General features: G+C 70.3%; 11 protein-coding genes, 1 tRNA gene and 1 riboswitch. Of the genes, 1 reads left to right on the plus strand and 11 read right to left on the minus strand.

Annotation, left to right across the window (positions count from 1 at the left end):
- The coding region (gene cbiE / locus ACYVIH_RS02950) for a precorrin-6y C5,15-methyltransferase (decarboxylating) subunit CbiE (protein WP_460865819.1) at positions 1-1,183 on the plus strand (1,183 nt) is incomplete at its 5' end.
- Here cbiE and bluB read toward each other — a convergent pair.
- The 11 genes from bluB to ACYVIH_RS03005 form a co-directional block, all read right to left on the minus strand.
- Positions 1,158-1,799, minus strand: a complete 642-nt coding sequence (bluB, locus tag ACYVIH_RS02955; protein WP_302709885.1) for a 5,6-dimethylbenzimidazole synthase — start codon at positions 1,797-1,799, stop codon at positions 1,158-1,160. The genes cbiE and bluB overlap by 26 nt on opposite strands.
- A complete protein-coding gene (cobM, locus tag ACYVIH_RS02960; RefSeq protein WP_224131696.1) occupies positions 1,799-2,572 on the minus strand; it encodes a precorrin-4 C(11)-methyltransferase in 774 nt (257 codons plus the stop codon). Before cobM ends, bluB begins: the two co-directional genes overlap by 1 nt.
- The gene (gene cobJ, locus ACYVIH_RS02965; RefSeq protein ID WP_302709887.1) at positions 2,569-4,098 is read right to left on the minus strand and encodes a precorrin-3B C(17)-methyltransferase; all 1,530 of its coding nucleotides are present in this window, start codon (positions 4,096-4,098) and stop codon (positions 2,569-2,571) included. Before cobJ ends, cobM begins: the two co-directional genes overlap by 4 nt.
- A complete protein-coding gene (locus tag ACYVIH_RS02970; RefSeq protein WP_224131692.1) occupies positions 4,095-4,760 on the minus strand; it encodes a precorrin-8X methylmutase in 666 nt (221 codons plus the stop codon). The genes cobJ and ACYVIH_RS02970 overlap by 4 nt, the downstream gene beginning before the upstream one ends.
- On the minus strand, positions 4,757-5,602 hold the full coding sequence (locus ACYVIH_RS02975) for a nitrite reductase (RefSeq protein WP_460865823.1): 846 nt from the start codon (positions 5,600-5,602) through the stop codon (positions 4,757-4,759). Before ACYVIH_RS02975 ends, ACYVIH_RS02970 begins: the two co-directional genes overlap by 4 nt.
- 56 nt (positions 5,603-5,658) lie before the next feature.
- A riboswitch (cobalamin riboswitch) is annotated at positions 5,659-5,842 on the minus strand.
- 393 nt (positions 5,843-6,235) lie between these two features.
- Positions 6,236-6,309: transfer RNA gene (locus tag ACYVIH_RS02980), tRNA-Met, on the minus strand.
- A 62-nt stretch (positions 6,310-6,371) separates the two neighbouring features.
- Positions 6,372-9,344 carry a UPF0182 family membrane protein gene (locus ACYVIH_RS02985; protein ID WP_460865825.1) on the minus strand — a complete coding sequence of 991 codons (2,973 nt, stop codon included), beginning with the start codon at positions 9,342-9,344 and terminating at the stop codon, positions 6,372-6,374.
- 13 nt (positions 9,345-9,357) lie between these two features.
- Positions 9,358-9,918 carry a PPA1309 family protein gene (locus ACYVIH_RS02990; protein WP_460865828.1) on the minus strand — a complete coding sequence of 187 codons (561 nt, stop codon included), beginning with the start codon at positions 9,916-9,918 and terminating at the stop codon, positions 9,358-9,360.
- 4 nt (positions 9,919-9,922) lie between these two features.
- Positions 9,923-10,978 (minus strand): YlbL family protein, encoded by a 1,056-nt coding sequence (locus tag ACYVIH_RS02995; protein WP_460865830.1) that lies wholly within the window; start codon positions 10,976-10,978, stop codon positions 9,923-9,925.
- A gap of 26 nt (positions 10,979-11,004) precedes the next feature.
- A complete protein-coding gene (locus ACYVIH_RS03000) occupies positions 11,005-11,280 on the minus strand; it encodes a hypothetical protein (protein ID WP_460865833.1) in 276 nt (91 codons plus the stop codon).
- A 59-nt stretch (positions 11,281-11,339) separates the two neighbouring features.
- Complete coding sequence (locus tag ACYVIH_RS03005) at positions 11,340-11,774, minus strand: molybdenum cofactor biosynthesis protein MoaE (protein WP_460865835.1); 435 nt, start codon at positions 11,772-11,774, stop codon at positions 11,340-11,342.
- Between the last annotated feature and the right edge of the window lie 17 nt (positions 11,775-11,791).

The following is an 11,791-nucleotide window of genomic DNA, read 5'->3' on the forward strand; positions in this document are numbered from 1 at the left end:
TGACGGCTGGGACGGTGTGTCGGAGGTCGGCCGGGCCTGGGTCGAGCGAGCCCGCGTGGTGCTCGGCGGGCGCCGACACCTCGACCTCCTGCCCGACGTGCCGGGGCAGCGCCGCGAGCCCTGGCCCTCCCCGCTGCGTGACCGGCTGCCAGCACTGCTGGCATCCCTGGCCGACGAGGCAGCCGTCGGGCAGGTCGTCGCCTTGGCCTCCGGCGACCCGCTGGTGTCCGGGGTCGCCACGACCCTGATCGACCTGCTCGGGGCTGACGAGGTGATTGTCGTCCCGGCGATCTCCTCGGTCGCGCTCGCACGGGCGGCGATGCGCTGGCCGGCGGAGAGCCATGCGGTCGTGAGCGTGGTGGGTCGCGACGTCGCGCTGGTGCGTCGTGAGCTCGCCCCTGGCCGTCGGATCCTGGTGCTCTCGTCCGATGAGCACACCCCGAGGGAGGTGGCCGCACTGCTGGTCGCGGAGGGGTACGGCGAGAGCGTGCTCACCGTCCTCGGCGACCTGGGCGGACGCGAGCACTCCTTCCTGTCCGACAAGGCCGCCATCCTCACCGGCACGGAGCTCGATCTGCCTCGGCTCAACGTCGTCGCGATCGACTGCGTCGGCCCGCGCCTGGGCGGTTGGGTCGCCGGTCTGCCCGACGACGCCTTCGCGCACGACGGCCAGCTGACCAAGCGCGACCTGCGCGCCAGCGCTCTCGCCCGGCTCGCCCCGACCCCGGGCGAGCACCTGTGGGATGTCGGCGCCGGCGCCGGTTCGGTCGGGATCGAGTGGATGCGCGCCCACCCGTCCTGCACGACGACGGCGGTCGAGGCGGACGCCGACCGTGCTGCGCGGATCATCCGCAACGCCACGAGTCTCGGTGTGCCGGGGCTCGAGGTCGTGCACGGACGGGCCCCCGGCGCGCTCGCCGGGCTCCGCCCGCCGGACGCCATCTTCGTCGGCGGCGGTGCCACCCGCGACGGGGTGATCGACGCCTGCCTGACGGCGCTGCGACCGGCCGGCCGGCTGGTGGTGCACGGCGTGACGCTCGAGACCGAGATGCTGCTCGGTCGGCTCTACCGCGAGCACGGCGGCGAGCTGACCCGAGTCTCGGTCGAGACCAGTGCACCGGTCGGCGCCTTCACCGGGTGGACTCCGGCCCGTGCCGTCACGCAGTGGGCACTGACGCGCTGACGCCGTACCTCTCCTCATGCAGGACGCTCGCCAACGGCGAGCGGTGCCGCCAGCCGTAGCGCTCCAGGTCAGGCACGTCCGGTAGCTCCGAGACGGCGCCGACGCAGAGCCACGCCACCGGCCGTACGTGCTCCGGCATGCCGACGAGGTCGCGCAGGAACTCCTCGCGGTAGAAACTGACCCACCCCACCCCGAGGCCCTCGGCGGTCGCGGCGAGCCAGAGGTTCTGGATGGCGCAGACCACCGAGTAGAGCCCGGCGTCGGCGATGGCATGCCGCCCGAGCACCCTCGGCCCGCCGCGGGTCGGGTCGTAGCCGACCACGATCCCGAGCCGCGACTCGCGGATCCCTTCGACCTTGATCCGCGAGAACGTCTCGGCGCGCTCACCGCTGAGCGTCGCCGCGAACGTGTCCCGCTCGAGCGCGACGTGGTCGGCGAAAGCGCTGAGCGCGGCCGGCGAGCGGACCAGCACGAAGTCCCACGGTTGGCTCATCCCGACACTCGGTGCACAGTGAGCCGCCGACAGCAGCCGCTCCAGCACCTCGGCGGCCAACGGCTCACCTGTGAATTCTCGGCGAGTGTCACGACGACGGTTGATGACGTCGTAGAGCTCCATCAGAGCCCCCGATCGCCGCGTCGCTTCGAGCTCCGGTCGCGGGCCGCGTCGTAGAGATAGGACTCGCCGCCCTCGCGGGCCAGCGCCCAGCCGACCAGGATCACGGCCGCCTGGCGCAGCCCTGCCGCCTCCACCACCTCCGAGATGGTCGCCACCGTGCCACGCAGCACCTGCTCCCCGGGCTGGCTGGCGCGGTAGACGACGGCCACCGGGCAGTCCTCGCCGTACTCCGGTTCGACCTCGGCCATCAGCGCCCGCACACGCGTGATCGCCAGATGCAGCACGAGCGTCGAGCGGGTCGCAGCGAACGCCGCCAGCGACTCGGACTCCGGCATCGCGGTAGAGCGGGCCTGGGTGCGGGTCAGCACCACCGACTGCGCCACCAGCGGCACCGTCAGCTCGCTCCCGACCAGCGCAGCAGCGGCAGCATAGGCGGGCACCCCGGGCGTCACCGACCAGGCAACCCCGGCAGCATCGAGCCGGCGGGTCTGCTCGTGCAGCGCGGAATAGAGCGACGGGTCGCCGGACGTCAATCGCACCACCGTCTGCCCCGCGCCAGCTGCGCCGACCATCCGCGCGACCATCGTGTCGAGGTCGAGGTCTTGGGTGTCGACGAGCTCTGCGCTCGGGCCGACGTGGGCGAGCACGTCGGGATCGAGGTAGGTGCCGGGATAGAGCACCAGGTCCGCCTGCGCCAGCAGGTGCGTCGCGCGCACGGTCAGCAGGTCGGCCGCGCCCGGTCCGGCGCCGACGAAGTGGACGGCAGCACTCACCGCACGTACCTCGGCGTCCACACGCCGGCGCGGCTCACCCGCGTGCTCTCGGCACCCACGATCAGCAGGCACTTCATGTCGATCGTCTCCGGGTCCAGGTCGGCCAGCGTCGTGACGGTCAGCGACTCCTCGTCGCGCCCGATGTCGCGCCCGACGATGACGACGGTCTCTGGCTTGCGGTGTTCCAGCAGGACACGGTGGGCGGTGGCTATCTGCTCGGTCCGGGAGCGGGAGGCCGGGTTGTAGATCGCTAGCACGAGGTCGGCGTCGGCGATGGCGCGGAGGCGCCGTTCCACGACCTCCCACGGCTTGAGCCTGTCGGAGAGCGAGACGACGGCGAAGTCTGCCCCGATGGGCGCACCGGCACGGGCGGCCACCGCCTGCACGGCGCTGACCCCCGGCAGCACCCGGATCGGCACGCCCGCGTACGCCGGGTCCTCGGCCGCCTCGAAGACGGCTGCTGCCATCCCGAAGACGCCAGCGTCGCCGCCTGAGACGACCGCGACCCTCTCCCCCGCTTTGGCCAGGTCGAGCGCGACACGAGCCCGGTCGACCTCGACGGTGTTGCCCGACGCGTGGCGGGTCAGTCCGGCACGCTGCGGGACGCGAGCCACGTACGGGGCGTAGCCGACCACGTGGTCGACCTCGCCCAACGCCGCCGAGGCTTCTGGCGTGAGCCAGTGGTCGGGGCCGGGACCGAGGCCGACGACCAGGAGTTCAGCGGTCCGCTCGTCGTGTGTCGCGGCGGATCCACTGGGCTCCGCGTCGCGAGCGCGCAGCCGGTCAGCGGTCGGCCGGTTGGCCGTGTCGCCAGGGACGACGATCAGGGAGAAGTAGGGCACGGAGTCCGGGTCGACCTCGGCGACGGGCAGCCAACGCTCCTCGGACTGCGACGCCCGCTCGACGTACCAAGCGCCCTCGAGCCGCCCGGCCTGCGCCAGCGCTGAGCGCACGCCCGGAAACGTCCGGCCGAGCTTCATGATGACGGCGGCTTCCGTGTCCGCCAGCCGTCTCGCAAGCTCCGGCTCGGGCAGGGTTCCGGGGAGGACGGTCAGGACGTCTGTCTGTCGAACCAGCGGGCCAGAGCTACCAGAGATCGCCGCTGTCGCCGCCGCGAAGGCGGGCACGCCCGGCACCACCTCGGTCGGGTAGATCTCCTTGAACCGGTCGTGGAGGTACATCGACGAGCCGTAGAAGAGGGGATCGCCCTCCGAGAGCAGAACCACGTCGCGACCGGCGTCGAGGTGATCCGAGAGCCGCACCGCGCAGGACTCGTAGAAGTCGGCCATCGCCCCGACATACCCACCGGGGTGGTCCGTGGTGCCGGTGGTGACCGGGTAGCGCAGCTCCTCCTCGATGGCGTCGGCCGGAATGACGCCGTCGGCGATGCGGCGTGCGTGGGACTTCTTCTTCACGCCAGCGTGGTACGCGACGACGTCGGACGCGCCGATGATCCGAGCGGCTCTCAGCGTCATGAGCTCCGGGTCGCCGGGGCCGATGCCGACAACCGTGAAACGGCCGGTCATTCTGCCTCCTGCGCGAGAGCGTTGAGTGCTGACGAGGTCATCGCCGATCCACCGCGACGGCCGCGGACGGTCGCGTAGGGGATGTCGATGCCGTGCTCGGCGTGGAGGTCCACGAGAGCCTGCTTGGACTCGGCAGCACCGATGAAGCCGACCGGGCAGCCCACGATCGCCGCGGGTCGTGGGCCCCCGTCGAGAATCATCTCCAGTAGGTGGAACAGTGCAGTCGGAGCGTTGCCGATGGCGACAACGGCACCGTCTAGTCGCGGCCCCCACAGTGAGACGGCGGCGGCGGTACGGGTGGTACGCCACTCGCGGGCCAGCCCGGGCACCCGCGGGTCGTTGAGCAGGCAGACGACGTCGTTGTCCTTCGGCAGTCGGCTCCGGGTGACGCCGGTCGCGACCATGGTCGCATCGCACAGGATCGGCGCGCCCGACTCCAGCGCGGCCCGGGCAGTCGACACCATCTGCGGATGCACGATCAAGTCATCAGCGAGGTCGACCTGCCCGCTGCCGTGGATCATGCGGACGGCGAGCTTCTCGGCATCGGCCGGCACGGCCCGCAGGTCGGCCTCTCGCCGGATGGTGGCGAAGGAGTCGACATAGATGGCGGGTCCGGAGTCGACGTACTCGTAGTGGCGCGTTGGCCTGCGCAGGTTGGTCATCTGCTCTCCTCGGGAATGAGCACGCCACGCCACGGTGTGACAATCACGTGATCGACTGCTGCGGTCAGGTCTTCGATGACCTGTTGGTCGAGACCGGTCTCGGAAACCTCGACATGACGCCCACCGGGCACTGCCCCGAATGGCAACGGTTCCGCCGGGTCAGGGAGGCCTGGATCGGTCGCTCTCGGTACGGCGAGGGCCTCGGCCAGCTCCGACACGTGCCAGGCCGCGCCCGGCCCGCGCCCTCGGCATACGACGAACTCATGCGCCAGCTCCGCGATCCGCCCTGCCGCCTCCGCGAGCTCCACGGTCGCCCCCCACCCGGTCCCGATCCGTAGCTGAGCCCAGGTCGAGTCCAGCGCGACCAGCCCCAGGTCGCAGCTGCGAGCCAGTAGATCGCCGCGTCCGTCGTCGAGCACGAACAGGAACCGGCCCGACAGAGCCGCGAGATCCGGGTCAGCGCACAACCGGTCGTCCAGCTCACGTGCAACCGCTCGGAGGTCGGCGCGACCCCCGGCCAAACCGGTTTGCGGCGACACCATCACATTGCGGACCAGTTCATGGGTCCTGCTCGGCAGGAGGCCCGTTCGCTCGAGGGCGGCGAGCGCCTCGGATGACAACCGGCCTTCGAAGCCGGGGAAGGCGCGCACCTGAAGATTCGCCCGCGACGTCGTGTGCACGCGTCCGTCGCCGTACTCCTCAGCGACCTCGACGAGCGACCTCAGCGCTCTCGCGGGAACCCTGCCCCCGATCAGCCGAAGCCGTACGAGAAGGCCGTCCGCAGCCCGCCACGGCCGGAGGGCGCCAGGACACCGGTCGGCGCGAGTGCGGGAGGCTGACACTGCCAGGACCTATCTGGTCAGGGACCCTGTCGCGGAGTCCACGTACGACCTGGCGACGGTTGTCACCAGTGCCAGCAGGTCTTCGGACTCGGGATCAACCGGTGCGAGGCACCTTCCCAGAGCATCGCTCCAGTGGCGTGTTGCCTCGCCCGTCACCCTCACCGCTGCGCGTCAGTCCCGGAATCTCACCGGGTTCCCTGACTCCACGAGTGGAGTACGACTGGCGCCCACACACTAGCGCCTCCCACTCCCGCGACCGATAGGGCGAACCCGCGGAGACCTCCGCCCCGCTTGCTGCAGGGCTGTCAGTGTGCGGATCGGCCATCGCCGGGCCCGCTCTGACCAGGCAATGGAAGAGGTTGGAAGACAACGAGAGCCTGACGAGAACTACGACATCTGATCCCGCGCGGGCTAAGTCCGCCGCGCCTCCAACGGCCCGAGACATCGGCGCCATTCCGGTCACGCCTCGGTTCGCTGGCTATGGACCGCGTCGTCACTCGGGCCCCGTCGGGCCGCGCCTCGCTTCGCGACCAACGGGGTTTCTGGGTCACGAAAGCGCGACACAAGCCGGAATGGCTCAAATGACGAGTGGCCCGTGACCTGCGTTTCCGCAGGTCACGGGCCAGTTTTCAGTAGCGGGGGCAGGATTTGAACCTGCGACCTCTGGGTTATGAGCCCAGCGAGCTACCGAGCTGCTCCACCCCGCGTCGGTGAACACAACCTTACGGGACGGTCAGCACCGACTCCAAATCGAGGGCTGTGGCGCCGGTCACCCCCCAGCGGAGTCCTCGGCCGCGGCGCCTTCGTCAGCAGGAGCCTCGGTGACCCCGGCCGCCTCGAGCGCGTCGGCGACGAGCTGCCGGGCACGCTCGGTGGCCTCGGCGTACGCCGCGAGGTCTCCGTCCTGCAGCGCCCGCTCAGCCTCGGTGAACGCCTCCTCGGCCTGCTCGAGCAGCGAGGTGACATCGCCCGGGGCCGCCGGCTCACCGTCGTCGGGCGGCGCGGGTTCGCCGTCGCCGGGCTCGACCGGCTCGTTGGACGGGTCGATCTCGCCGAGCACGTCGTCGAGCGCCGCGGTCAGGCTGGTGCCGATGCCGACCTCCTTGCCGAAGGAGGCGAGCACGTAGCGCAGCACCGGATAGCGACCCTCGCCGGACTCGCGTTGCGTGTAGAGCGGCTGCACGTAGAGCAGCCCGTCGCCCACGGGCAGCGTCAGCAGGTTGCCGTCGATCACCTTCGAGTTGGTCCTGGTGAACGCCAGTCGCGCGTCCTGGATCTCCTGGTCGGCACCGAACTGGTTGGCGATCTGCGACGGGCCGGGGATCTGGGTGCTGCCCGGGAGCCTGAGCACCCGGATGCTGCCGTAGTCGTCCTGGGCCGCATCGGCGTCGACGGAGATGAACGCCGCGAGGTTCTGCCGGTTCTTCGGCACGTAGACGCTGGTCAGCGAGAACACCGGCTCCTCGCTGCCCGGCGTGCGCACCGACAGCCGGTAGGGCGGCTGGTTCTGCGTCTTCTTGGTCGGGTCCTCCGGGACCTCCCACTGGTCACTGCCTTCGTAGAAGATGCTCGGGTTCGTGACGTGGTAGGTGGCCAGGATGTTGCGCTGCACCTTGAACAGGTCCTCGGGATAGCGCATGTGCGCACGCAGCTCGTCGGGGATCGAGTCCTTGGGCTCGACCACGTCCGGGAACGCCGAGGACCACGCCTTGAGGATCGGGTCCTGCTCGTCCCACTCATAAAGCGTGACGGTGCCGTCGTACGCGTCCACGACCGCCTTGACCGAGTTGCGGATGTAGTTGATCTCGTCGGTGGGTAGCGTCGCGTAGGCGGTCTGCGGCTGCAGGCTGTCCCGGGTCATCTCCGAGAGCGACTTCTTCTCCGACATCGGGTAGCGGTCCGTGGTGGTGTACGCGTCGAGGATCCACACGACACGGCCGTCCACGACCGCGGGATAGGAGTCGCCGTCGACGGTCAGCCACGGCGCCACCTTCTGCACCCGGGTCCGCGGCTCGCGGTCGTAGATGATCTTGGAGTTCTCGTTGACCCGGTTGGACAACACGATGTTCGGCTCACTGAACTTGATCGAGTACAGCAGCTTGTTGAACAGGTTGCCGACCGGCACACCCGCCTCGCCGTCGTAGGTGTTGTTCTCCGCCGCGCTGCCCTCGCCCTCCCCCTCGGGGACGTCGAACTCGATCGGGTCCGCGCCGTCGGGGCGGCCGACGATCGAGTACAGCGGACTGTTCTCGCCGAAGTAGATCCGCGGCTGGTAGCCGTCCTCGGTGAGCTGGGTCAGGTCACCGACCGGCGGGATGTCGCGCTCGGCCCACACCGGCTCGCCGTCGTTGCTGACCGGCTGTCCCTCCGCGGTCCGCTGGTTGCCGTAGGCGGCGATCATGCCGTAGCCGTGGGTGTAGACGGTGTGCAGGTTCGCCCAGTTCCGCTGGTCCTCGGGCAGGCCCTCCTGGTTCAGCTCGCGTACGGCGAGTACCAGGTCGCGGAGCTCGCCGCTGACCGGGTACCGATCCACGTCGAGCACGTTGCTCACGCTGTAGTAACCACGCACCTGCTGGAGCTGCTCGAAGGTCTCCGAGACCAGCGAGGGATCCAGCAGCCGGATGCCCGGGATCGACTGGGCGTCCTCGCGCAGCTGTTCGGTGCTCACCGAGACGTTCGCGCTGTAGGGCGTGATCTCGACGTCGTCGATGTCGTACGCCGCGCGGGTGGCCTCGATGTTGCGCTGGATGTAGGGCCGCTCCTTGTCCGGCTCCGACGGGGAGACCTGGAACTGCTGCACGACACCCGGCCACACCGCACCGAGCAGCACCGCCGACAGCACGAGCAGGGCCAGGCCCACCGACGGCAGCATCCACGTGCGGCGGAAGACGTTTGCGAAGAACAGCACCGCACAGATCAGCGCGATGAAGGTCAGGATCTCCTTCGACGGCAGCACGGCGTTGTCGTCGGTGTAGGTGACACCGGTGATCAGGCCCGAGGCGTCGGAGGTGATGTCGTAGCGGTCCAGCCAGTAGTCGACGGCCTTGAACAGCACGAACAGCCCGGCGAGCACAGAAACCTGCACCTGCGCGGCCCCGGACATCCGGTCGTGCTTGTCCTGCAGCCGGATGCCGCCGTACAGGTAGTGCATCACCACGGCGACCACCAGGCTCAGCGCCGTCGCGGTCATCGCGAAGCCGACCAGGTAGTGCAGCCAGGGCAGGTCGAAGACGTAGAAGCTGATGTCCTTGTCGAACTGCGCGTCGGTCTGCCCGAACTCCGTGGAGTTGCGCCACAGCAGGAACTCACGCCACTGACCAGCACCGGAGGCGCCGGCGAACAGACCGAACACGAGGCTGACCGCGAGCAGCAGCCAGCGCCGCAGCGGCTCGACCACCTCGCGGTACCGGTCGAGGCTGGCCTGCTCAAGCGAGGCCGGGCGGAACAGCGGCCGGAACCTGTAGGCCAGGAAGAGGTTCGCCGCGATGATCGCGGCCATCAGCAGCCCGAAGAACGCGAACAGCACCACGCGCGTGCTGAGCATCTTGGTGAACACCGAGCCGTAGTCGACGCTGCGGAACCACAGCCGGTCGGTCCAGATGCCGGTGAAGATCGAGACCAGGAAGAACGCGGCGACGAGCACCAGACCGGTGAGCATCAGCGCCCGTGAACGTCCCGGCGGCGGTGTCGGGGCCGCCGGCCGCGGCCGGGTCGGGGGTGGTTCGTCGAAGAATCCGCTCACTGCTGTCCTCTGGCTAGTTCTCGAGCGTGCTGGTCAACAACTCTAGGAGCCCCGGCACCAGGTCTGGGCTCTCGACGACCGACGCGGCGTCGTCGTGGGAGCGGAACCGCAGCGCGCAGTACGTCGCACCCTCCCGGGTGGCCCCTGCCACGATCCGGACCTCCTGCCGCAGCGGGTGGTTGGCCGCGAACTCCTCGGCGGCATCGGCGTCCTCGGGGATGTCGGCGTCCGCCTCGGGCGGGAGCACGAACCGCTCCACCACCGCAGCACAGCCGAACACCTCGGCCGGCCACATGATCTGCTGGAGCACCTCCTCCAGCGACCGGTCGACGGGGGTGTGGTCCTGCTCGACCGGGGTCAGCGACCCGGCCGCGGTGGCGGCGTCGAGCCCCATCGCCGCGGCCAGCGCCGGCTCGCGGGCGACGAGGTCGGCGGTGGGCACCAGGGCGTAGAGACGTGAGGGCTGGTCCCAGCCGTCCTCGGCGGCGTGCATCTCGATCTCGCGGACCGCGGCCGCGAGGACGGGGTCGACCTCGGGTGCGTCCGCGTCAGGGCCGGGCTGCTGTTCGCTCATCTGCTCACTCACACCTCGGGAGCTCGGCGTCGGGGTTCTCGACGTACTTCTGGAGGGACTCGACCGCGCTGTGCATCGTCGGCGCCTTCACCAGTCTCATCTCCTCCTCGTCGAGCCCGACCGCGAGCGCGGACTCGCAGTTGCCCGGCGGGACGAAGAACAGCTCGGCGCCGGACGCCTCCGCGGCCACGATCTTCTGCTGGATGCCTCCGATGGGTCCAACGCTTCCGTCCTCGGCAATGGTTCCCGTGCCGGAGACCGAAGCGCCGCCGGTGAGCGCACCGGGGGTGAGGGTGTCGTAGACACCGAGCGAGAAGATCAGCCCCGCACTGGGTCCGCCGATCCGGTCGTCGATGTTCACCGACACGTCGAAGGGGAAGTCGTAGCTCGGCCCGACGACGATGCCTACCACCGGGATGTCCGGGTCGTCCTCGGAGGGCCGCGGCTCGACGCTCACCGTCAGCTCCTGCTTGCCACGCCGGATCCGGAAGCTCGCACTCTCGCCCTTGGGCGTGCTGCGCACCAGCTTGGCGACGTCCGTGGCGTTGCGGACCTTCTCACCGTCGACGGCCAGGATCTCGTCGCGCACCTCGAGCTTGCCCTCAGCGGGGCTGCCGGGGTTCACCGCGAGCACCTCGGTGATCTTGTCGAGGTCGTAGCCGAGCTCGGTCAGCGCCACCGCCACGGCCGTGTCCTGAGAGCTGACCATCTGTACGGCGCTCTCGGTCTCGACCTCCTGCTCGGACTCCTCGGGTGCGTAGAACGCCTCCCGCGGGTAAACCGCCCGGGACCGGTCGAACCACGCCGCAAGGGCCTCACCGAGGTTCACGTCCTGGTCCGGGCCGGTCAGCTTGATCGTGGTCAGCTCGAGCCGGCCTTCGGTGTCGTAGCGTTCGTGGCCGGCGACCTGGACGATCTCCTCGCCGCGGTTCTCGGCGAGGACGTCGACGGTCGGGCCGGGGCTCATCGTGATGTAGGGCACCGGCGTGGAGGCCGCGACGTAGAAGAGCACGGCCAGCAGCACGCTGGCGAGAATGCTCGACACGGTGCGGCGACTCATGCGGTCACCTTCTCACTCAGGGACAACTACGCCGAGCGCCGGGTCCGCTCCGACGGGCCCCCGGCCGGGGGCCGTCCGCTGCGCGAGGGCCGGATCGCGATCCCGGTGCTGCGGTCCCGGACCACCGGCGGGCGCGGCCGTCGGGCGCCCGGGTGGTCCTTGGCGATCGCGGCGGCGAACCGCTCGTAGGCGGCCTCGGACCGGTCCTGCTGCTCGGTGCGCGGCCGGCCCGCCCAGGCGGCCCACGCCATCATCACCACCGCGACGACGCCGGTGGGCGCGAGCCAGAGCAGGATCTCCACGCGCCCAGGCTAGGCCGAGCCGGGCGCGGGAGCGGGCAGCAACACGGCTGCTGCGGCGGTCAGGGGGTGCCGACCCACTCGTCGGTGCCGTCGGCGAACAGCTGGTGCTTCCAGATCGGCACCCGCTGCTTGAGCCGGTCGATCAGTGCGCGCGACGCCTCGAACGCCTCGCCCCGGTGGGCGGCGGCGGTGGCGACGACGACGGCCGCGTCGCCGATCGCGAGCTCGCCGACCCGGTGCACCGCGGCGACGGCCAGGACGTCGTACTCCCGGGCCACCTCCTCGGCGACGTCACGGAGCTGGTCGAGCGCGGTCGGGTGGGCGGAGTACTCCAGCCCGGTCACCGACTTGTTCTCGTCGTGGTCGCGCACCGCGCCCACGAACAGGGTCACGCCCCCGGCTGCGGCGTCGGCGACGGCGGCCAGCACCTCGTCCACCGACAGCGCGGTGTCACGGATGTCGACCAGGCGTACGACGGGCGGAATCTCGCTCACACCACCGAGACTAGAGG

It is taken from the genome of Nocardioides pakistanensis (genome assembly GCF_054781215.1).

Coding starts and splice junctions, on each gene's coding strand:
- bluB (WP_302709885.1), bottom strand. CDS start 1,799: ATGGAGCTCTACGACGTCATCAACCGTCGTCGTGACACTCGCCGAGAA.
- cobJ (WP_302709887.1), bottom strand. CDS start 4,098: ATGACCGGCCGTTTCACGGTTGTCGGCATCGGCCCCGGCGACCCGGAG.
- ACYVIH_RS02970 (WP_224131692.1), bottom strand. CDS start 4,760: ATGACCAACCTGCGCAGGCCAACGCGCCACTACGAGTACGTCGACTCC.
- ACYVIH_RS02990 (WP_460865828.1), bottom strand. CDS start 9,918: ATGAGCGAACAGCAGCCCGGCCCTGACGCGGACGCACCCGAGGTCGAC.
- ACYVIH_RS02995 (WP_460865830.1), bottom strand. CDS start 10,978: ATGAGTCGCCGCACCGTGTCGAGCATTCTCGCCAGCGTGCTGCTGGCC.